Origin of the sequence: Corynebacterium sp. CCUG 51687 (assembly GCF_024453995.1) — a bacterium.
GTDB classification, from domain to species: Bacteria; Actinomycetota; Actinomycetes; order Mycobacteriales; family Mycobacteriaceae; genus Corynebacterium; species Corynebacterium pseudogenitalium.
The window spans coordinates 1-20,945 of sequence record NZ_JAGPYT010000011.1 but is presented as its reverse complement, the minus strand read 5'-3'; the positions used below and the strand labels follow the sequence as shown (position 1 = coordinate 20,945).

At 63.6% G+C, this 20,945-nt stretch carries 17 protein-coding genes, 2 tRNA genes and 1 other RNA gene; 17 read left to right on the top strand and 3 right to left on the bottom strand.

What is annotated here, in order from left to right; all coding sequences use genetic code 11:
• Positions 1-127 precede the first annotated feature (127 nt).
• Positions 128-2,092: a hypothetical protein gene (locus tag KBX13_RS09540; protein WP_256021943.1), complete on the top strand. Its 1,965-nt coding sequence runs from the start codon at positions 128-130 to the stop codon at positions 2,090-2,092.
• A 76-nt stretch (positions 2,093-2,168) separates the two neighbouring features.
• On the opposite strand, the gene KBX13_RS09535 is transcribed toward KBX13_RS09540, so the two are convergent.
• Positions 2,169-3,200 carry a prephenate dehydrogenase gene (locus tag KBX13_RS09535; protein ID WP_256021942.1) on the bottom strand — a complete coding sequence of 344 codons (1,032 nt, stop codon included), beginning with the start codon at positions 3,198-3,200 and terminating at the stop codon, positions 2,169-2,171.
• Positions 3,201-3,252: 52 nt separating this feature from the next.
• Here KBX13_RS09535 and KBX13_RS09530 point away from each other — a divergent pair, with 52 nt between their 5' ends.
• The 8 genes from KBX13_RS09530 (at position 3,253) to KBX13_RS09495 (ending at position 9,578) form a co-directional block, all read left to right on the top strand.
• Positions 3,253-3,735 carry a tRNA adenosine deaminase-associated protein gene (locus KBX13_RS09530; protein ID WP_256021940.1) on the top strand — a complete coding sequence of 161 codons (483 nt, stop codon included), beginning with the start codon at positions 3,253-3,255 and terminating at the stop codon, positions 3,733-3,735.
• 41 nt (positions 3,736-3,776) lie between these two features.
• Complete coding sequence (locus KBX13_RS09525; RefSeq protein ID WP_256021938.1) at positions 3,777-4,205, top strand: nucleoside deaminase; 429 nt, start codon at positions 3,777-3,779, stop codon at positions 4,203-4,205.
• Positions 4,206-4,295: 90 nt separating this feature from the next.
• Positions 4,296-4,502, top strand: coding sequence for a CsbD family protein (locus KBX13_RS09520; RefSeq protein WP_070363288.1), 207 nt, complete (start codon positions 4,296-4,298; stop codon positions 4,500-4,502).
• A gap of 49 nt (positions 4,503-4,551) precedes the next feature.
• Positions 4,552-4,639, top strand: a tRNA-Ser gene (locus KBX13_RS09515).
• A gap of 397 nt (positions 4,640-5,036) precedes the next feature.
• The gene (locus tag KBX13_RS09510) at positions 5,037-7,439 is read left to right on the top strand and encodes an MMPL family transporter (protein ID WP_256021937.1); all 2,403 of its coding nucleotides are present in this window, start codon (positions 5,037-5,039) and stop codon (positions 7,437-7,439) included.
• Positions 7,436-8,686 carry a tRNA guanosine(34) transglycosylase Tgt gene (gene tgt / locus KBX13_RS09505; RefSeq protein ID WP_256000644.1) on the top strand — a complete coding sequence of 417 codons (1,251 nt, stop codon included), beginning with the start codon at positions 7,436-7,438 and terminating at the stop codon, positions 8,684-8,686. Before KBX13_RS09510 ends, tgt begins: the two co-directional genes overlap by 4 nt.
• Before the next feature lie 67 nt (positions 8,687-8,753).
• The gene (locus KBX13_RS09500; protein ID WP_141742150.1) at positions 8,754-9,188 is read left to right on the top strand and encodes a hypothetical protein; all 435 of its coding nucleotides are present in this window, start codon (positions 8,754-8,756) and stop codon (positions 9,186-9,188) included.
• A gap of 60 nt (positions 9,189-9,248) precedes the next feature.
• On the top strand, positions 9,249-9,578 hold the full coding sequence (locus tag KBX13_RS09495; protein ID WP_256000645.1) for a helix-turn-helix domain-containing protein: 330 nt from the start codon (positions 9,249-9,251) through the stop codon (positions 9,576-9,578).
• Here KBX13_RS09495 and KBX13_RS09490 read toward each other — a convergent pair.
• On the bottom strand, positions 9,575-10,261 hold the full coding sequence (locus KBX13_RS09490; RefSeq protein WP_070477264.1) for a queuosine precursor transporter: 687 nt from the start codon (positions 10,259-10,261) through the stop codon (positions 9,575-9,577). The genes KBX13_RS09495 and KBX13_RS09490 overlap by 4 nt on opposite strands.
• On the opposite strand from KBX13_RS09490, the gene gluQRS reads away from it, so the two are divergent.
• Positions 10,260-11,180 carry a tRNA glutamyl-Q(34) synthetase GluQRS gene (gene gluQRS, locus KBX13_RS09485; protein ID WP_256021935.1) on the top strand — a complete coding sequence of 307 codons (921 nt, stop codon included), beginning with the start codon at positions 10,260-10,262 and terminating at the stop codon, positions 11,178-11,180. The genes KBX13_RS09490 and gluQRS overlap by 2 nt on opposite strands.
• Positions 11,181-11,348: 168 nt before the next feature.
• Entirely contained in the window at positions 11,349-14,912 is a 3,564-nt protein-coding gene (locus KBX13_RS09480) for a YPDG domain-containing protein (RefSeq protein WP_256021932.1), read from the top strand.
• Positions 14,913-15,405: 493 nt separating this feature from the next.
• Here the strand turns inward: KBX13_RS09480 and KBX13_RS09475 are convergent.
• A tRNA-Ser gene (locus KBX13_RS09475) sits at positions 15,406-15,491 on the bottom strand.
• A gap of 114 nt (positions 15,492-15,605) precedes the next feature.
• Between KBX13_RS09475 and ffs the strand changes: the two genes are divergently transcribed.
• The 6 genes from ffs to recR all read left to right on the top strand — a co-directional run bounded on the left by ffs (position 15,606) and on the right by recR (position 20,801).
• Positions 15,606-15,704, top strand: an RNA gene (gene ffs, locus KBX13_RS09470) — signal recognition particle sRNA small type.
• Positions 15,705-15,808: 104 nt separating this feature from the next.
• A complete protein-coding gene (locus tag KBX13_RS09465) occupies positions 15,809-17,095 on the top strand; it encodes an aminotransferase class I/II-fold pyridoxal phosphate-dependent enzyme (protein ID WP_256021930.1) in 1,287 nt (428 codons plus the stop codon).
• Entirely contained in the window at positions 17,056-17,628 is a 573-nt protein-coding gene (locus tag KBX13_RS09460) for a hypothetical protein (protein ID WP_256021929.1), read from the top strand. The genes KBX13_RS09465 and KBX13_RS09460 overlap by 40 nt, the downstream gene beginning before the upstream one ends.
• Positions 17,629-17,646: 18 nt before the next feature.
• The gene (locus KBX13_RS09455; protein ID WP_256021927.1) at positions 17,647-19,665 is read left to right on the top strand and encodes a DNA polymerase III subunit gamma and tau; all 2,019 of its coding nucleotides are present in this window, start codon (positions 17,647-17,649) and stop codon (positions 19,663-19,665) included.
• A gap of 73 nt (positions 19,666-19,738) precedes the next feature.
• On the top strand, positions 19,739-20,116 hold the full coding sequence (locus KBX13_RS09450) for a YbaB/EbfC family nucleoid-associated protein (protein WP_070363280.1): 378 nt from the start codon (positions 19,739-19,741) through the stop codon (positions 20,114-20,116).
• Positions 20,117-20,174: 58 nt separating this feature from the next.
• On the top strand, positions 20,175-20,801 hold the full coding sequence (gene recR / locus KBX13_RS09445; RefSeq protein WP_070363279.1) for a recombination mediator RecR: 627 nt from the start codon (positions 20,175-20,177) through the stop codon (positions 20,799-20,801).
• Positions 20,802-20,945: the final 144 nt, after the last annotated feature.

Here is a 20,945-nt window from a genome sequence, read left to right as displayed (position 1 = left end):
CGAGCGAAAAGCAACCCGCCACCACGAAAATGGTGGCGGGTTGCTGCTTGAGAAGTACCACATCGTTTTGTACATTGAATGGTGGATTACTGGGTTTGCAGCCCCGCAACCTATACGAGAGGGAACAATGAAAATTTCGAAGACCGCCGGTTACTACGGCCGCTTGGCGATGGCGTCCGCACTCGCCGGGACATTCACACTCGTCCCAGTGGCAGCGAACGCTGACACCACGACCGAGACGCCCACCCAGGCGCCCGTCACCACGACAGCAACCGCTCCTTCGAGCATTGCTTCCTCCAGCGTGACGCCGAGCGCCAGCGCCACCCCAACCGTGAGCGTTGCTCCGTCCGTCGCGGGTGCGCCAGCAGTGGCGACGACGCCAGCGAAGGCGAAGAAGGCGTCGACAAGCGATAAGCCGGGAACCGGCACGAGCGGTGTAGAGCTCGAGTCCGGTGCGTGGACGTACACGGCGGTGGCGGGGCACCCAACCGACGGCAGCGTCTACGCGCTGTCCACCGCGCCACAGGAGAACCACCTGCTGAAGATCGATCCGGCGACGGGCAACGTCGAGGATCTTGGGGCTGCACGCGTCGAGCACGGCGCACTTCCTACCGACATCACCACGGCAACCATTACCTCTCATGGTCGCCTGATTGTGTCGGAGGAGCTGGCCAAGGACGGCGACAGCTACTACGCCATCGACCTGGACAAGCTGAGCGCGACCACCACCCCGGTGTTCACCGAGCACAAGGTGTCGGTGGATACCTTCAGCAAGCCGAAGGACTTCAAGGCACCCGGTGCGTGGGGCACGGCTTCCAAGAAGGTCGACCCGAAGGGGGAGTACCTGCACGCATACGCTGAAACCCTCGACGGCAAGCCAGCGCTGTGGACCCTGAACACCGACACCGACAAGCTCAGCGTGACCACGTTGAAGGTGGCGCGTGGCGTGAAGACCGAGGGCATCGACCGTCTGGGTGAGGTTGCCTACGCAGTGACCAAGGACACCGACGTCTTCGTTGCTGGCGACAAGGACGGCAACACCGTCGAGTTCAAGCCGACGCAGCTGAAGATCGGCCCTGGCGACGAGCTCGTGGCCACGTTCTCCCAGGACGGCGACGACACGCTCAGTGAGGTGCTCGGCGCCGATAAGAAGTTCGGATTCACTGCCATCAAGCACGCTGACACGGAGAAGGAGACGCCGTCCGAGAAGTCTGCGGCTGCCGAGAAGTCTGAGTCGCCAGCGGCCGAGTCTGCTGAGAAGCCGAGCTCCGACGCCTCGAAACCCGCTGAACCGTCCTCACAGGATGCGGAGAAGCAGAAGCCTACCGAGCCAACGACGCAGGAGACGTCGACGCCTGCAACGACAACGACTCAGACCACGACCACTAAGAAGGAAGAGGTCACCGAGCAGCGCACGCTCGAGGTCGAGATCTACGCCGGCACTGGTGAAAAGAAGAAGCCGGTCGAGGGCGCACGCCTGGTCGTCCCGAGCCTGGACAACCTCGAACTCGAAGGCGCAACCGACGCCGACGGCTACCTGTCTACCACCCTGCCAGCAGAGCTCAACGACAAGAGCTTCACTGTCCGCCTCGTAGAGGCACCGGAAGGCTACAAGAACAAATCCATCCAGATCAAGAAGGACGACCTGGTCAAGGAAATCACCCTGAACAAGGACACCCGCGCAACGAGCACGATGTCCAAGCCGCAGGAGATCCTTGAGGTATTCAAGGAAGTCAAGCCACTGCTCGGCGCGTTCGGTGCCCTTGCGGGTGCAGGCGCGGGAGCTGCAGGTTCGAAGTCGACAAGCTCGAAGACTTCGACGACCTCGACGTTCTCTAACTCGAAGAGCTCCGGCACCGTGTCCACCGGACGCACGACCAGCGCAACGTCCCGCAGCACGGCAGCGTCCCGTTCCACGGCGAAGAGCACCAGCAAGCGCAGCTCCAGCAAGTCCTCCTCGACGACCACGTCGACCCGCAGCGGGGACCTCGCCGATACCGGTACCCCGATGTCCGGCGTGATCACGCTCGGCATTGTGCTGTTCCTGATCGGTGGCGCGTACGTCTTCATGGGACGTCGCCGCGACGCATAAAGCGCATTAGCAGTACAGAGTAAAGGCCCGAAGGGAGTGATCCCCTCGGGCCTTTGCCGTACCTAGCAAACGCGAGTTAGAACACCTCGACGCGCCCGCCCAATGACTCGATCTGGCGCAGCTGCTTCACCCAGCCTGGCGCGCCCGGGTGCAGGCGCATCACAGGGCGCGAAGAAATCTTCACCGGTGACACCGACTCACGTCGCGCGCCCGAACGTGCCAGCATACGGGTGTGCGCCCGGTGGCCGTTCTCGGCGAGGCGCTTCATGGAAGGAGCGTCGGCGGAGAGGGCGGAGCGGGCGTCGGCAAGCAGTTCGGTGAACTCGTCAATGATGCTCACCAGGCTCTCGGCGTTGGTTTCGCACATGTTGCGTACCAGCGAAGGGTCCGTGCCCGCGACGCGCGTGGCGCCCTTGAATGAGCCAGCCGCCAGCGACTGCGCCAGCGTGCCGCCGCGATCGCCGACCACCGACAGGGCCTCCGCAATCACATGCGGGAGATGGGACACGCGGGCCACCGCCTCGTCGTGGCGCTTCACCGACACCGGTACGGCCTCTGCGCCCGTCACAGCGACCAGGTTGCACACATCCGCGAACAGACTCGCCCACGTCTGCGGCACCTTGTCGACGCTCTCCGCGTAGTCATACGTCACCACCCACGCCGCGCGCTGGAACAGCCCCTCTTGGGACGCCGACCAGCCGGAAAACTCGGTGCCGGCCATCGGGTGCCCGCCAACGTAGCGTTCCTCAAGTCCGCGCTCCAGCACGAGGTCGTACACCGGCTGCTTCACGCTGACCACGTCTGTAATGCCGCAGCTCGGGGCGTGCTCCGCGATGGCGTCCAGGACGGTCGCCACGGCATCCATCGGTACCGCGATCACGATCAGGGCCTGCTGCGCCTCTGCCTTCTGCAGTGCGGCTTCGAGATCATTGGTGACGTCGAAACCAGCTTTTTGCGCAGCCCTCGTGCCCGCATTCGAGTGCGTGTAGCCGAACGCATCGTGGCCGGCCGCGGTGAGGTCGCGAATGATGGAGCCACCGATCAACCCCAGCCCAACAATGCAGACGGGAGGCAGGTGGCGCGAAGAATGTAGGAATGAGGCAGTCACGGTTTCACATTCTAGTGACAAATTCACTGCGTGCAGGCTAATGTCGTGAGGCATGGCACAGGAATTTCCAGACGGGTACGCAGTGACAGTCGCCCAGCACGACGGCGCATGGTCCGTGCACCGCTACAACGACAGCTTCGACTCGCTGGAAGACACCATCGCCGCAGTACGCCGCCTCCGCAGCGAAGGTCCGGCGTTTGCGCTGCTCAACGTCGAAAATGAGTACGTTGTGGTGCTGCGCCCAGGCCCGAACCGGGCACGCATTTTGCTTAGCGACGCCCCCATCGCCGTCGACGACGACTACGCCGCCGACGCCCTCGAAGAAGCCGGCTGCGACATCCCCGACATCGACCCCGATGACCTCGACGACACCGACAGCTGGGCCGACGGCGACTTCGACATCCTCGCCGACCTCGGCCTCACCGAAGAACGCCTCAGCCTGCTCCTCGACGCCGACGAAGAACCCGCCGACCTCATCGACGACATCGCCGACGCCCTCGGCTTCGCCGACGAACTTCACGAAGCACTGCGGTAACGTTGGCCTGCTCAAGCTGGCAGCGGCGCGCCACCGCCCGCATGCAACAAGCGCTCGACCTCGCGGCAACAACCCCGCCCGGCGACGTGCCCGTCGGCGCCCTCGTCTTCGACGCTGACGGCGAGGTGATTGGCCGCGGCGTCAACCGGCGCGAACAACGCCAAGACCCCACCGCCCACGCCGAGGTTGAAGCGATCCGGGACGCCGCGCGCACCCTCGGGACCTGGCGCCTTGACGGTTGCGAGCTCGTCGTCACCTTGGAACCCTGCACCATGTGTGCCGGGGCCCTGCTCGGCGCTCGCATCGAGTCCCTCATCTTCGGCGCCTTCGAACCCAAAACTGGCGCCGTCGGCTCCCTGCTTGACGCCCTCCGCGACCCTCACCACCTCCACCAAATCCAAGTCCGCGGCGGGATCATGGAACCCGAAAACGCGGAACTGCTCGCCGAATTTTTCCGGGACCTGCGCTAATACTTAACCGAATCGTTACAGTGCCGCCCTGCCAAAGTGACTACCATGGGGAACCGTTAGCTTAAGAACGAAACGAAAAGGAGCAACCACATGGCTTTTGAAGGAGCAGCAGACAAGCTGAAGGGCACCGCTAAGGAAGCAGCTGGCAAGCTTTCCGACGACAAGTCCCTCGAGAACGAAGGCAAGGCCAACCAGCTCATCGGCGATGCTAAGGATAAGGTCAACGAGGCTGCCGACTCCGTCAAGGACAAGGCAAACGAGGTAGCCGCCAAGGTCGAGGACAAGCTGAACGACTAGTCCCCGCCTTGATTTGGTTGCTCGGGCATTAACCGTTACTCTGGTTTGCGGTAGCGTGTCCGAGCGGCCGAAGGTACTCGCCTCGAAAGCGAGTGAGGGTAAAACCTCCGCGGGTTCAAATCCCGCCGCTACCGCCAATTAAAAACAACGCACTCTGGGTTCGCCTGGGGTGCGTTGTTTTGGTTTTGGGGGGCCGAGTGCGCGAGTGCCAAAGGACGCAATTCGCAAAACGAGCATTTGTATTCCCGCAGGCCAGAAAAGGGCTAGAATTATTGCGTTGCGTCTTTTGGCACTCGCTCCTTTGTATGTGCACCACATTCCCGGATTTGGGGTGGGGTCGGTGCGTTTCGCCAGGTCGTCTAAGTCTGGCGATGGAATTTGGTGCAGCGGGGAACAATTTCGCTTGGCCAGACGGGTGACCTGGGGATGAAGGGAAATCGAGTCCAGCAAGGTTTCGCCTATAAGATGGCCTGGTAGTGTGCCACGGTTTGGTGGCAGTCAGAATCGAGAAGCGACAGTGAGGACGTAAACACCGTGGCGAAGATGCTGTTTCGGCTTGGGCGCTGGTCATTTCTGCATAAGTGGAAGGTGATCGTGGCGTGGCTGTTGCTGCTCGGCGCCACGGCGGCGGGGGCGTTTTCGCTGATGAAGCCGTTTACGTCGGAGTTTCCGATTTCGGGTACGCCTGGCATCGAAGCACTCGAGGACATGGAGCGGCACTTCCCGGGTGAAGGGAACGTGGCGACGGCGCCTGGGGTGAATTTGGTGTTTGCGGCGCCGGAGGGGCGTCGATTAGAAGAGCCCGAGTTTATGGCGGGGATGGACGCGACGGTCGGCTACATCGAGGAGCACCTGGAGGGCCTGACGGGGACGGACCGCTTCGGGAATCCGGTGAATGTGAACCGGGAGCTGGGGGAGATGATCGTCGGGCAGATGACGCAGATGGGCCTGCCTGAGGAGCAGGCGAAGCAGGACGCGTACTACCTGCGGATGGTGTCGGACGATGGCCGGATTGGGTACACCACGTTCGAGTTTGGCGCGGAGTCTTCGATGTCGGTGTCGGAGGAAGAGCGCGCCGTGGTCAATGAGGCGCTGGAGATCGGCCGGGAGGCTGGCCTGCAGGTTGAGGCCGGTGGCGCCGGGTTCGGGGATCCGATCCAGATTAAGACGACGTCGGAGATGGTGGGGCTCGCGGTGGCGTTTGTGGTGCTGATTGTGACGTTTGGGTCCTTGGTGGCGTCGACAATGCCGATTGTGAGTGCTGTTGTGGGGGTGGGTATTGGTGTGCTGGCGGTGCTGATCACGACGCATTGGGTGGAGCTCAACGAGGTCACGCCGGTGCTGGCGGTGATGATCGGCCTGGCTGTCGGTATTGACTACGCGCTGTTCATCCTGTCGCGGTACAGGCAGGAGCGGCAGACGCTGGACGCGCCGGAGGCGGCGGGCCTGGCGGTGGGAACGGCCGGGTCCTCGGTGGTGTTCGCGGGGGCGACGGTGTTCACAGCGCTGGTGGCGCTCTCCTTGGCAGGTATTGAGTTTTTGACGTGGATGGGCCTGGCGGCGGCGCTGACGGTGCTCATCGCGGTGCTTGTGGCGTTAACGCTGCTCCCGGCGTTGCTGGGGGTGTGGGGTGATCGCTCGTTTGGTGGGAAGCTGCCGTGGTTCGCGGGCAACCCTGGCCCGGGTAAGCGGCCTGGCCGCGACTTGTCGGCGAAGTCGGTGGGCCGGTCCTGGGTGAACGTGGTGCGCAGGTTCCCGGTGCTGGTGATGACGGTCGTCGTGCTGGGGCTGGGTGCGCTGGCGTCGCCGTTGCTGCAGCTGGAGATGGCGCTGCCGTCGGATACGACGTCGAACCTGGACACCACGCAGCGTAAGTCGGCGGACCTGATGGCGGAGGGCTTCGGCCCGGGGGTCAACGCGCCGTTCCTCCTGGTTGTCGACGCCACCTCCGTCAACCCGGACGCGGAGATGCTGCAGCCGTACATGGCGATGATGCCGGACGAAGCCGGCGGGCGCGCGCAGAAGGCGGCGCTGGCGTCGTTTATGTACGCGGTGCAGGAGGCCAACAGCGTCAACGGGATCGAGCACGCGCAGCTCGTCGGCGCGAATGAGGACCTGACGGCGGCCCGGATCCTGGCCACCCCGAAGGGCGGTCCGGAAGAGGAGTACACGCTGGAGGTGGCGCATGCGCTGCGTGCGAACAATGTCCAGGTGGAGGATGCGACGGGGACGTCGATAGGCCTGACGGGTCTCACTGCGGTGCAGATGGACATTACTGAGGAGCTGGGCGACGCGATGCCGCTCTACCTGGCGATTGTGGTTGGGCTGGCGATCATCCTGCTGATCCTGGTGTTCCGCTCCATCCTGGTGCCGGTGGTGGCGGGCCTGGGCTTCCTGCTGTCGGTCGGTGCGGCGTTCGGTATGACGGTGGGCCTGTTCCAGCTCGGCTGGGGCGGACTTGTGAACACTCCCGGCCCGATCCTGTCATTTATGCCGATCTTCCTGATCGGCGTCACGTTCGGCCTGGCCATGGACTACCAGGTCTTCCTTGTCACCCGTATCCGCGAGCGCTACCTGAAGTTGCGCCGCGCCGGCGACCCGGAGGCGGAAATCAAGGCGGTGCGCGAGTCCACCGTCGAGGGCTTCGTGCAGGGCGCGCGCGTGGTCACGGCCGCAGCAGTCATCATGATTGCGGTGTTCGTGGCGTTCATCGACCAGCCGTTGCCATTCATACAAATCTTTGGCTTTACGCTCGGCGCCGCCGTATTTTTCGACGCCTTCTTCGTCCGCATGGCGCTCGTCCCCGCTACGATGTTCATCCTGGGCCGTTCCACCTGGTGGATGCCGAAGTGGCTGGACAAGGTGCTGCCGGAAGTTGACGTGGAGGGCACCGAACTCGAAGCCGAATTCCACCCCGAATCACTGGAGCACGCATGACCGACGACCTTTCCTTCGACCTGAACACCACCCTGTATGACGCGCCGGGCAAGCATGGGCGCACGGGTGTGATCCATACGCCGCACGGCCCGATCCAGACCCCCGCGTTCATCCCGGTGGCCACGAAGGCCACGGTGAAGACGCTCACCCCGGAGCAGATCCACCAGACCGGTGCGCAGGCGATCCTGTCCAACGCCTACCACCTGTACCTTCAGCCGGGTCCCGACATCGTGGACGAGGCCGGGGGCGTCGCCGCCTTCGAAAACTGGGACGGCCCGACCTACACGGACTCGGGTGGCTTCCAGGTGATGAGCCTGGGCGTCGGCTTCAAGAAGGTCCTGGCCATGGACACCGCCGGGCTCACCGACAAAGACATCCGGGCCGAGAAGCGTAAGCGCATGGCGATGGTCGACGAAGACGGCGTCGACTTCAAGTCTGTCATCGACGGTTCCAAGCACCGCTTCACCCCCGAGGTGAGCATGCAGATCCAACACCAGCTCGGCGCCGACATCATGTTCGCCTTCGACGAGCTCACCACCCTCGTGGATACCCGCGACTACCAGGAGCGTTCCGTGGAGCGCACCCACCGCTGGGCGAAGCGCTGCCTCGACGAGCACCACCGCCTGACCGAGGCGCGCACGCACCGCCCGAAGCAGTCACTGTGGGGCGTGGTGCAGGGCGCCCAGTACGAAGATTTACGACGCCACGCCACCCGCGGACTGCTCGACCTCGACAGGGAGGCGCGCGAGGCCGGCCGACGCGGCTTCGGCGGCTTCGGCATCGGCGGCGCCCTGGAGAAGGAAAACCTGGGCACCATCGTCGGCTGGGTCACCGATGAGCTGCCCGTGGACAAGCCGCGCCACCTGCTGGGCATCTCCGAGCCGGACGACATTTTCACCGCCGTCGAAGCCGGCGCCGATACGTTCGACTGCGTCGCGCCGACGCGGCTTGGTCGCCGTGGGGGCGTCTATACGCTGGACGGGCGCATGAACCTGACGAACGCCCGGTTCAAGCGGGACTTTTCCGGCGTCGACGAGGAGTTCGGCGGCTACGTCTCCGAGAACTACTCGCGCGCCTACATCCACCACCTGCTCAAGGCCAAGGAGTTCCTGGCGGGCACGCTGTGCACCATGCATAACCTGGAGTTCATGATCCGCCTAGTGGACAACATCCGCCACGCCATCGACGCCGGGGAGTACGAGGCCTTCCGCGACGAGTTCATGGGCCGGTATTACGCAGGGAAGTAGGCGAGGGTGGCTAGAGGCTCTTATAGGCGCTAAGTTAGAGCGTATTTCGGGGGACAAAGGGGGTACAGTGTCTGATCAGCTTTGGCGCGTCGAGGTCTTCGATGGTGGAAACTTTCATCGTTTTTACAAACGCCTGGATGAAGTGGAACGAGCAGTCACGGACGCAGCAGTCCAGTATGTTCTAGCGCCGCTGGGGATTCGCATTTGTGAAAGCGAATGGGGCAAAAGCCTTGGTAGGGGGCTGTTTGAACTTCGAATAAGAAGAAGCATCGACACAATTCTTCGCGAGCATGGGCCCTCGGGAGCGGCTGATCGGGTGCCAAAACGTTGGTGGAAGAAACGCGTATTGATCCGTGTCTACTGCACTTTTCACGGCGATAAGATCGTTCTGTTGCTGGGTGGGTACAACAAACTGCGTGCGCCAAGTAGCAAGCAAGAACAGAAGGAGATTCGAGCTGCAAGGGCTGCGTTGGAGCAGTGGAAGCGTGACCAACCCTCTTGATCTTATGTGCTGTAACACATAAGATCAGGGGTATTGAATCAGCGGATGAAAGGTGTGGGAATGGGGACTACAGCATTTGAAGAATTCGTAAAACCGTATCGGGAAGCAGCTTCACCAGCTGCTGAGATCGTGCGAGATGCTGCTGCTCGTGCGTTTGCTTCCGAGATTGCAGACCGAAGGGCAGTGGGTGCCGCCCTGATGACGGCGAGGAAAGAATGCGGCGCAACGCAGCAAGAGGTTGCAGACTCCGCGGGGATCCAGCAAGCCGAGTTGAGCCGCATTGAAAACGGGCTTGGTAACCCGACTGTTGATACTTTGCTCAAAGTGCTTGCTGCCCTTGATCTCAGATTGGTGTTCGAGCCAGCTCCTAGCGCTGGCTCTGGGCGTTAGCTTCGCAGCTCTGCGTGTAGTTCTTGCTCGCGGCGGCGCACCCACGCGATGGTCGGGTAGGTGATTGGGAGGAGGACGACTTCGAGCAGGGTCTTCCACAGGAAGCCGACGACCACGTAGTTGATGAACTGACCTGGCGTTTCGATGCCGATGACTGCCGCTGCGATGGCGCAGAACAGGAGGGTGTCGGCGAACTCGCCGACGATGGTGGAGCCGATGAGGCGTGCCCACAGGCGGTCGTGCCCGAACCGGTCCTTCATTTTCTGCAACACCCACGCGTTGAGCAGCTGGCCTGCGATATAGCCTGCCAGGGAAGCCATGACGATGCGTGGCATGAGGCCGAGGATCGTCGAGAAGGGTTCTTGCATGTCGTAGAAGTCGGCGCCGGGGAGCCAGATGGCGATGTAGAAGGACACGACGGCCAGGATGGCGATGCCGAACCCGGTGAAGATTGCCCGGCGGGCGGCTTTGAATCCGTAGACTTCGGCGAGCACGTCGCCGAGGACGTATGCAAGTGGGAAGAGGAAAAAGGCGCCGTCGGTGATGAATGGTCCGAGGGCGACTCCCTTCTGTGCTGTGATGTTGGAAATGAGGAAGACGGCGCAGAACACAGATACCAGTACAGGGTAAAGCGATCGCGCAAAAGTTTCTTGGTTTGTCACGGCTACATATCCTATACACATGAATGCTGGACGGTATGCACCTTCTCCGAGTGGGGATCTCCATTTTGGCAATCTGCGGACGGCGCTGTTGGCGTGGTTGTTCGCGCGGCAGAGTGGGCGGCGTTTTTGGCTGCGGGTGGAGGATGTTGATTCGGAGCGTTCGTCGGAGGCGGCGGGGCGTCGTCAAATAGAGGACTTGTTGGCGCTGGGCCTTGATTTTGATCCGCCGGTGGTGTGGCAGTCGCAGCGTTCGGCGTTGTATGAGGCGGCGTTGTCGCAGCTCCCGGTGTATGAGTGCTACTGCACGCGCCGCGAGATTCGGGAGGCGGCGAGTGCGCCGCATGCGCAGCCTGGGATGTACCCGGGCACGTGCAGGGACTTGGATGAGGAGCAGCGAGCTTTTCGACGTCACCAGCTTTCGCAAGAGGGCCGCATGCCTGCCCTTCGCCTGCGTGCCGATGTGCGGGAGTGGACGGTCCGGGACTTCTTTGCCGGGGAGGTGACTGGGCCTGTCGATGACGTGGTGGTGCGTCGCGGCGGTAACCTTGCGCAGGCGCAGGCGGGGGACTGGGCGTATAACTTGGCGGTGGTCGTCGACGACGTGGACCAGGGGGTTGACCAGGTGGTTCGTGGGGATGATTTGTTGATGTCGGCGCCCGCGCAGGCGTACATGACGCACTTGTTGGGCGGGCAGGAACCCGAGTATGTGCACGTGCCGCTGGTGCTCAACGCGGAGGGCAAGCGGTTGGCGAAGCGTGATGGGGCGGTGACGTTTGCGGAGATGTCGCAGCGCATTGGGGTGGATGGCGTGGTGCGGGCGCTTGCAGAATCGATTGGGTGCGCAGGCGCTGTGACGGCGCAGGAGATCCTTGAGCGCTTTGACCCTGAGAGGCTCTCAGCGGATCCTTTCGTCTGGACAAATACACCCGAGCGGGGGTAACCGCTGGTTGAATAACATTCATGTGATGCAAATATTTTGACGACAACTGTGCAGGTCCGGGCATTCGCTGAAAATAAACTGTCAAAAGTACTTGAAACTTCTTAAAAACCGTTCATGATGAATGGATAGCACAAATAACACACAGTTGCCTTTGAGGGGAGTTTCAGAATGCGAAATCGTAGAATGTCAGCCACTGTGGTGGCGCTGGCGCTGGGGGCGTCCGCGCTCGTGGTGCCACAGGTGGACGCGCAGAGCGCCGAGGAGAACCGATGCCACGACGTGCTGAGCGCGAACACCTTGTTCCCGCACCAGCACGTTGGTGCCGTGACTACGCCGAACGAGGGCTCGTTTGAGACGGGCACCCGCGTTGTCAACGAGCAGGGCCAGGTTGAGGTGTACTACTGGGTCAGCCTCCACGGCGACGGTGAGCACGCTGTGGACTCGATGGTTTCCGAGCTGCGCATGAACCAGACCGGCATCTCTGATTTCGAGGAGACCTTCACCCTTTCGGCGGTGTCTGTAGGGGAGACTATCCCAGGAGCGGTGCGTTCCGGCGAGGATAGCACCACCAATATGGACCTGAAGGTCACCGGCACCGCGCACGTTGAGCCGGTCGAGCTGCACCTTTCGGAAGGCTCCCCGGTGGTGTCCGCGAAGGTCACCCTCGAGGACGTGAAGGACATCAAGGAAGGCGAGACACGCACGTTCGCGTGGGTCGCCCGAAGCGTAGGCAACGGCTACGAGAACTTCCCGAACCGCCTGGGCTTCGAAGCCTGCAACATCGCCGAGGTTGACCTGCTGCCGGTCCCGGCAGAGAACGCGCAGTGCTTCCCGCTGCAGGCGGCTCAGGACGAGGTGCCGGTTGTCACCGCGAACGGCAAGGAGTTTGCGACGAACATCCAGGTCACCAACGGTGCTGGAGAAGATTACGCTCGTGTGATTGCTGTCGTGACGCGAAACGGTAAGGCTGTCGAGGGCGCGAATGCGCGCGTCGATAAGGATGGCCGCGTGCATGTCACCCTGCCTGTCGGCGGGACCGGCGAAATCGACAATGACAAGCCTGAAGCGCTCCAGGTTGAGGTGTACGCCACCCCGCGCGACGGCTCCGACCAGCTCAACCTGCAGAAGTACAAGGACAACGCCAAGATCGGCGAAACGTTCCGGCTGAAGACCCAGCAGTGGGCCCCAAGCTACGGCAACGAGAAGACCTCCCCGGGCAAGACGGCAACCGTCGCGCTGAAGCCGGGTAGCCCGAAGTACCCTGACGGCACCACCTTCGAGGTCATCGGCGCTACCCCAAGCAGCGAGGCCCGCCCATGGGACGTCACCCTGGAAGAGGGCAGCAACGCGCTCAAGGTCACCGCGCCGATGAGCGCGCGCCTGGAAGATACCGTGACCGTGCAGGTCAAGGCCACCTACCCAGACGGATCCCACGACGTGCTGGAGTCCGTGGTCGGCGTTGACACGACCCTGGCCCAGGAGCACACCCCTGGCTACGACGTCGTGATCACCCGCCCATCCGTCACCGTGACGCTGCCGCAGGTCCGTGACCAGGAGCTGCCAGCCGGCACGACCTTCAAGATCGCCCCTGACCAGCAGCTCGGTGATTGGAAGGTGGGCGTCGATAAGCGCACCGGCGAGATCACCGCAACGCCGCCGGCGAACGCCCGCGACGGCGAAACCAAGACCGTCAACGTCGAGGTGACATTCCCAGACGGCTCCACCAAGGTCGTACCGGGCACCGTCATCGTCAGTGCGCCACCGCAGGCACAGAACCCGGACGCGTACTACCTGGCGGAAACCACCCGCCCAGGCGTCGAGGTCACCGTGGACGCCCCAGAGTTCAGCGCTGATGCGCCGAAGGGCACCACGTTCACCATCCACGACGCCTACGAGGCACCGAAGGGCTGGAAGGTCACCGTCGGCGAGGACGGCTCCGTCACCGCCACCCCGCCGGCCGATGCCAAGCCAGGCGACCGCATTGTCGTGCCTGTCCAGATCACCTACCCGGATGGTTCCTCGATCACCCGCCCAGCAGTCGTCGTAGTTGTTGACGACGCCCCCAAGGGCACCAACGACGTCCAGTTCCCACCGAAGCCGACCAAGCCGGGCACCGTCGTAGTTGTCACCCCGAAGGGTGGCACCGAGGGCTCCACCTACGTTGTCGAGCAGAAGGACATCCCTGAAGGCTGGACCATCAACATCGACGAAAACACCGGTGTCGCGCACGTCACCCCGCCTGCCGACGCCAAGCCAGGCGACTTCGGCGTGATTAACGTACAGGTCACCGACCCGAACGGCAACACCATCACGCGCCCAATCGTCGTGACCGTCATCGACGACCCGGCCGCACCCGTCGACCCGAACCCGGCCACCCCGTCCGCCCCCGACCAGAACTACGCCCCGAAGCAGACCAAGCCGAACCAGACCGTGACCGTCAACCCGACGCCACGCGCGCCGGGCGGCACCACCTTCGTCATCTCGCCTGAGTACAAGGCGCCGAAGGGCTGGAAGGTCACCGTCGGCGAGGACGGCGGCGTCACCGCCACCCCGCCTGCCGACGCCAAGTCCGGCGACTACACCGTCGTCCCAGTCGACATCACCTACCCAGGCGGCCAGAAGGTCACGCGCCCAGCAACCATCCTGGTTGTTGACGACGCCGACACCCCCGAAGGCCAGCCACCAGTTGACTACAACCCTGGCCGTACCAAGGGCGGCGTCACCGTTGTCGTGCCGCCAAGCACGCAGCCTGACGGCGCGACCTTCAAGATCGTCGACGGCTGGAAGGCACCGGAAGGCTGGACCGTCACCATCAACGACGGCGGCTCCGTCTCCGTCACGCCACCTGCCGACGCCAAGCCAGGCGAGCAGGTCGTCGTCCCGGTAGAAATCACCTACCCTGACGGCAAGACCGTCACCCGCCCGGCCGTTGTTACCGTCACTGGTGATACCCCGTCAACCTCCGCAGGTAACACCCCTCCGACCATTGAGGTCAAACCGGGCACATCGCACGTTGAGGTCCACGTGCCAGGTGCCAACATCGGCGACCTCAAACTCCCCGACGGCTGGACCGCTCAGCGCGAGGGCGACAAGGTCATCATCGTCCCGCCAGCTGAGCGAACCCCGGACCCCAAGGGCTTCGACATCACGATCCCAGGCCGCGAAGGCGACGTCACCGTCCACGTCGTTGTCCAGGGTGAAGACCAGCCGAAGACCCCAGGCAAGAGCTCGACCGATGACCTGCAGCGCTGCTTCGCCGACATGTCCTCCCACGGCGGGCCACTCCTGTGGCTCATCCCGCTCGGGTTGGCAGTCGCCGTCGGCGCGCCACTCATCGCCGCAATGGGCCCAGAGATCAGCGCCTCCGCACGCCGTGTCTCCGAGCAGATGAACATCCCGAACCCGTTCGGCAACTTCGGCGACAACCGACCTGACTTCCTGAAGCAGCTCGACGTTGAAGCCGCCCGCCTGAACGCCAAGTTCGGCCCGCAGGCCACCGAAGCCCTCGGCGCCATCGCGGCGGTCACGCTCGGCATTGGTGCCCTGGCCGGCCTGCTCTCCCTGTGTGCCCCAGGCGAGAACGGCGCAGCCAACAAGATCCAGCAGAGCTCCAACGAGGGCTCCTCGCTCGGCGACTTCCTCGGCCGGAAGCCATCGACCACGGCACCAGCCACGACCTCGACGGCAGCTCCCACGACCTCGGCTGAGCCGACCACCCCTAAGGAGAAGTAGCTCCTCTGTATAAAACCCCGCGACCTGCGAGTTGGGTCGCGGGGTTTTGTGCATGCTGGACCCGCGCACCAAATTCCCTCATACGGTCGGCGCGACCTGGGGAAATGCTTTGGCGACTTTTCAAATGCCGGATTTTGGTGCGCAACTACCCTCCTCGCGCACCACATTCCTGGGTTTTCGCGGGACGAATTGGAAAAGTCAAGGTCACTGGCAGCCGGTGAGGGAATTTGGTGTCTCCGCGCGTGGTGTGAGTGCCAAAGGACGCAGTTCTTGTTGGGGGAGGAGGTAAAAGCCCAGGTTGCGAAAAGTGGGTTGCGTCCTTTGGCACTCGGGTGATGGGTAGTGCACCAAATTCCCTCACGCAGCGGGCGCGACCTGGGGAAACGTTCGGGCGTCACTCTGGAAACAGGGAATGTGGTGCGCAATCCAAACGCGAATGCAAAAACAGCGCACCCGGCGAAAAACTTCAACCGGGTGCGCTGTCTGAATAGCGCGGAGGATGTGGGATTTGAACCCACGAGGGTCGTGAAACCCGCACGCGTTCCAGGCGTGTGACATAGGCCGCTAGTCGAATCCTCCTAGTTGCGACACATCATGCGTCGAGGGACTACTTTAACCCATCCCCCCAGGTTCCGACAAAACGCCTGCGCAGTCAATGTTTTGCAACGCCTAAAGCTTCAGGCTAGAGTGTTCTGCAGGATCTCACGCGGTGCTCATCTCGTGAACTCCCCCAGGGCGGGAACGCAGCAAGGGTAAGCGGGCGCTGGCAGGTGCGTGAGGTCCCCTTTTTTATGGGGTAAAACTGGGGAAAAACCGTCGCGCGGGGTGGGGTGTCGCTAGTACGATGATGGGTCGTTAGTAGATACGCCGACGTACTCGAATAGGACACCAAGACATTGAACACCCCGTTGAAAGAACTAGATGCTGAGCAGCTTGCAAGCCTGGCTGCTGAGTTGCGTGAGCAGTACAAGCAGCTGGAGGAGACCAACATGGCGTTGGATCTCACGAGGGGGAAGCCCTCGGCGCGCCAGTTGGACTTGGCGGACGACCTGTTGGCCCTGCCGGGTGTGGGGAATCACCGTGACGCCTCGGGTGTGGACGTGCGTAATTACGGCGGCCTGACGGGCATTTTGCAGTTGCGTGAGTTGTGGGCCGAGGCGCTCGGCATTGACCCGAAGCTGTTGGTGGCGGGAGACTCGTCGTCGCTAAATATTATGTTTGACCTGGTGTCCTGGGCGTACACGTTTGGGACGAATGATTCGCCGCGGCCGTGGGCGGATGAGCAGCGCGAGCACGCGATTAAGTGGCTGTGCCCAGTGCCCGGCTATGACCGCCACTTCACGATTACGGAGCGCTTCGGCTTCGAAATGATCACTGTCCCGCTGCTGGAGGACGGCCCCGACATGGACGTCGTGGAGGAACTGGTGAAGGACCCTGCCGTGAAGGGCATGTGGTGCGTGCCGGTGTTTTCTAACCCGACGGGCGCGGTGTACTCGCAGGCGACTATCGAGCGCCTGGCGGCGATGGAGACGGCCGCGCCGGACTTCCGCATTGTGTGGGACAACGCGTACGCGGTACACACGCTGACGGATACCTTCCCGGTGAACGCGGACGTGCTTGCGCTGTCGGCGAAGGCGGGTAACCCGAACCGGTTCTGGTACATGTCGTCGACGTCGAAAATTACGCACGCGGGCTCGGGCGTGGCGTTCTTTGCCTCCTCGCAGGAGAACTTGGAGTGGTATGAGTCGATCGCGAATGTGCGAGGCATCGGTCCGAACAAGGTGAACCAGTTGGCGCACGCGATGTACTTCAAGGACGCGAATGGTGTGCGTGAGGTGATGCGGAAGCATGCTGAGTCGCTGGCGCCGAAGTTTGAGGCTGTGCTTGAGGTGCTGGAGAACCGGCTCGGGGGCACGGGCGTGGCGACCTGGTCGGAGCCGAGGGGCGGCTACTTCATCTCCCTGGACGTGATGGACGGGACCGCGACTCGCGTGTGGGAGTTGGCGAAGCAGGCCGGCATCAGCCTGACGAAGGCGGGGTCGGCGTTCCCGAAGGGGGAGGACCCGAACGACCGCAATATTCGCCTAGCGCCGTCGATGCCGCCACTGGAGGATGTCACGCGGGCGATGGACGGGGTGGCCACGTGCGTGCTGCTCGCGGCGGTGGAGAAGCTCAGCGCATGACGGGTGACGACCTCGCCGCCTGGCTGGCCTCGGTGTTTCCGGGGATGCAGCTTTCGCTTATCGACGCCCGCGCCGCCGCCACCGCTGAACTGAACGGTGCGAACGTGGCGGTCACCGCCGGGTTCAGCGGCACCGATTTGGGTCTGGTGCTGGCTGACGATGACGCCACCAAAGTGGTGTGTGAGGTGATGGCGGTGGGGGACGTCGAGAAGCAGGTGCTTGCCGAGGCCGTCGTGGACGCGACCCGCGAGCTTGAGCGCCTTGGAGTGCCGGGGCAGCCTGGCGTGCTGCTCGAGGGGCTGCTGGCCGACGCGCCGGGCACCGTGCGGCATGGGCTGCTGCGGGAGCCGGAGGTGTTTGCGCAGGGCACCCCGCTGGTGCGTGAGCCGGGCCGGATTACGCTGCTTCTGGAGCTGATTGCGCTCACCGATGAGGAGTTCGGGATCGCCTCCGAGCAGGGCTATCCGGTGCTGGAGCGGCGTCTTCGCAGGCGTGGTGTGGATGTGAAAGATTGGTGCCGGGAAGAGGGCTGATCGTCTACACTTGGCGCCGTGGCTCTGTACCGGAAATATCGTCCTGCAACGTTTGGTGAGCTGGTTGGGCAAGACCAGGTGACTGTGCCGTTATCGAACGCTCTCGACAACGGGCGCATCAGCCATGCGTACCTGTTTTCGGGGCCGCGGGGGTGTGGCAAGACGTCCTCGGCGCGCATCCTGGCGCGCTCGTTGAACTGCGTTGAGGGGCCGACATCCACTCCGTGTGGCAAGTGCGCGTCCTGCGTGTCGCTGGCGCCTGGTGGCACCGGGAACCTGGACGTGATGGAGCTCGACGCCGCCTCCCACGGCGGTGTCGACGACATGCGTGAGCTGCGCGAACGCGCCATGTTCGCGCCTGCGGAGTCCCGCTACCGCGTCTTCATCATCGACGAGGCGCACATGATTTCACCCTCCGGCAACAACGCCCTGCTCAAGATTGTGGAGGAGCCGCCAGAGCACCTCATCTTCATCTTTGCGACGACCGAGCCGGAGAAGATCCTCGGCACGATCCGCTCGCGTACCCACAACTACCCGTTCCGCCTGCTGACCCCGCAGGCGATGCGCCACCTGCTGGAAAACATCGTTGCGGAGGAGGGCGCGTTCGTCGACGAGAACGTGTACCCGCTGGTCATCCGCGCTGGCGGCGGGTCGCCGCGCGACACGCTGTCCGTGCTGGATCAGCTGTTGGCGGGCGCCGGCCCGGACGGCCTGACCTACGAGATGGCGCTGCCGCTGCTCGGGGTCACGGACCTCACGCTTCTCGACGCCGCCGTCGACGCCCTCGCCACCAAGGACGCCGCGGCGATGTTCCACACCATCGACAAGGTGATCGAGTCCGGCCACGAGCCGCGCCGTTTCGCCCTCGACCTGCTGGACCGGCTGCGTGACCTGCTGCTCATCGTCACCGTGCCGGATGCCTTCGGCGAAGGGCTTGTCGACGCCCCCGTCGACCGCGCCGAAATACTCCGCGCCGAAGCGCAACAGTTCCACCCGTCGACGCTGGCCGCGCTCGCGACCGAGGTCAACGATCGGATCGGCGACCTCCGCGGTGCGACGTCCCCGCGCCTGTTGTTGGAAGTGATGATGGCGCACCTGCTCACGATGGGCGACCGCCCGGCGGTCTCCTCGGCTACCTCAGCTGCACCGGCGCCTGCTACCCCTGCGCAGGCGGCCCAGCCTGCCCAGCCGGCCCCGTCGCAGACTCCTTCGCAGGGTGGGGGAGCCGCGGCCGCTGCGGCTGCTGCGGCCAGGATCGCGGAGCGCCGAAAGGCGCAGAACACGCCGAAGCCTGAGCCCAAGCCCGAGCCTGCAGCGAAGCCTGAGCACAAGCCCGAGCCGAAGCCTGAACCGAAGCCGGTGCCGCAACCACCCGCGGAACCCGCAACGCCGCCGAAGCCGGAACCAACCCCGGCACCGAAGCCAGAGCCAGCACCTGCGGAAGACCTCCTCGAACGCGTGCAGCGTGACTGGATGAAGCTGCGCCAAGCTGTGGGCAAGCGCAACCAGGTCGCCGAAATCATGCTTGCCGAGGCAAAACCGCTCTCCCTCGACAACGAAGACGGCCAGCCCACACTGCTCATCGGACACAACACGGGTGCCCTCGCGGAGCGCCTCAACGCCGACAACAACAACGGGGACATCGTCGCGGTGTTCTCCGAAGCGCTTGGCACCAAGGTTGCCGTGCGTTGCGTGGTGGGCACGAAAGGGGCGAAGGGGGCGTCGAAAAGTGAAGCAACCCCAAAACCCGCAGCGCAGCAGCCCACTGACTGGCGGGCGATAGCGAAGGCCGCCGGGCAGCGCAGCGCGCAACAGGAGCGCCGCGAGCGCGAGGAAGTCCCGCCGCCGCCCGAACCGCCCCACGACGACGCCGGATGGGAACCGCCTCCGCCGCCGCCCGAGCCCTACAGCCAAGAGGACGAAGAGCGCGACATGGTCGACCAGGCCGAGGCCGAGTCGGCGACCTTCGACCGTCGTGACGCCACCGAAGTTGCCATGGACCTGCTTGCCAGCGAACTTGGAGCCAAGCCCTTGTAAGCATTCAGGAACTACCGGGTACACTGGTGAGCAAATTAGACAAAATCACTGACACGAAAGGGTGTTACACACCATGACCCAGCCAAATATGCCTCAGGACATGCAGGAACTCATCCGCCAGGCAGCCGAGGTGCAGCAGGCGCTGCAGCAGGCACAGCAGGAGCTGCTCAGCACCACCGTCACCGGCACCGCTGGCGGCGGCCTGGTCACCGTCGTCATGACCGGTGGCGCAGAGATCACCGACCTGCAGATCAAGCCGGAGGCTGTTGACGCCGACGACGTCGAGACGCTGCAGGACCTCATCCTCGCCGCATACCGCGACGCCCACAACAAGGCCGGCGAACTGGCGCAGGAGAAGATCGGCCCACTGACCGGCGGCGCAATGCCACAGGAGGCTCCTGGTGGTCAGCAGCCTGCACCTGGTGAGATTCCGTTCGGCGGCATCATCTAAACCCACCCGCTTGAACGCCTGGCACTTCGCCAGGCGTTTTGTGTTGTAAAGGACCCCCATGTTCGAAGGACCGCTCCAAGACCTTATCGACGAGCTCTCGCGCCTCCCCGGCGTCGGACCCAAGTCTGCGCAACGGATCGCCTTCCACCTTCTCCAAACCGAGCCCGAAGATATCGACCGGCTCCGCGCCGCCCTCGCCGGCGTCCGCGACGGCGTGACGTTCTGTCGCATCTGCAACAACGTCTCCCGCGAAGCGGTCTGCCGCATCTGCGCCGACTCCGGCCGCAAAAAAGACCTCATCTGCGTCGTCGAAGACGCCAAAGACATCCAGGTCATCGAGCGAACCGGCGAGTTCAACGGCCGCTACCACGTGCTCGGCGGGGCACTGGACCCACTCGCGAACGTGGGCCCCAAGGACCTCGCCGTCACGCCCCTGCTGAAGCGCATCGGCGGCGTCCTTCCCGACCTCGACGGCGACGACGCCCCCCAAATCACCGAAGTCATCCTCGCCACCGACCCCGACACCGAAGGCGAAGCCACCGCCTCCTACCTGGCCCGCCTGCTCAAGGACTTCCCAGATCTGACCGTCTCCCGCCTGGCCTCCGGCATGCCGCTCGGCGGCGACCTCGAGTTCGTCGACGAACTCACCCTCTCCCGCGCGCTCTCCGGGCGGCTCACGTTGTAGGAGGTGCTGTGCACCAAATTCCCTCACTGAGCTCCAGCGACCTGGGCTTTTTCAAATTCGCTCGCGAAACGCTCTGTGTCAAGTGGTTGTGGGCCAGATTCATGGTTAACAATGCATCATCAATGCACGCGGCATCGGCGCTGT

Bases quoted from the DNA above. Each gene is read 5' to 3' on its own strand.
- KBX13_RS09540 (WP_256021943.1), top strand. From the start codon at position 128: ATGAAAATTTCGAAGACCGCCGGTTACTACGGCCGCTTGGCGATGGCG.
- KBX13_RS09530 (WP_256021940.1), top strand. From the start codon at position 3,253: ATGGCACAGGAATTTCCAGACGGGTACGCAGTGACAGTCGCCCAGCAC.
- KBX13_RS09525 (WP_256021938.1), top strand. From the start codon at position 3,777: ATGCAACAAGCGCTCGACCTCGCGGCAACAACCCCGCCCGGCGACGTG.
- KBX13_RS09520 (WP_070363288.1), top strand. From the start codon at position 4,296: ATGGCTTTTGAAGGAGCAGCAGACAAGCTGAAGGGCACCGCTAAGGAA.
- tgt (WP_256000644.1), top strand. From the start codon at position 7,436: ATGACCGACGACCTTTCCTTCGACCTGAACACCACCCTGTATGACGCG.
- KBX13_RS09495 (WP_256000645.1), top strand. From the start codon at position 9,249: ATGGGGACTACAGCATTTGAAGAATTCGTAAAACCGTATCGGGAAGCA.
- gluQRS (WP_256021935.1), top strand. From the start codon at position 10,260: ATGAATGCTGGACGGTATGCACCTTCTCCGAGTGGGGATCTCCATTTT.
- KBX13_RS09490 (WP_070477264.1), bottom strand. From the start codon at position 10,261: ATGTGTATAGGATATGTAGCCGTGACAAACCAAGAAACTTTTGCGCGA.
- KBX13_RS09480 (WP_256021932.1), top strand. From the start codon at position 11,349: ATGCGAAATCGTAGAATGTCAGCCACTGTGGTGGCGCTGGCGCTGGGG.
- KBX13_RS09450 (WP_070363280.1), top strand. From the start codon at position 19,739: ATGACCCAGCCAAATATGCCTCAGGACATGCAGGAACTCATCCGCCAG.
- recR (WP_070363279.1), top strand. From the start codon at position 20,175: ATGTTCGAAGGACCGCTCCAAGACCTTATCGACGAGCTCTCGCGCCTC.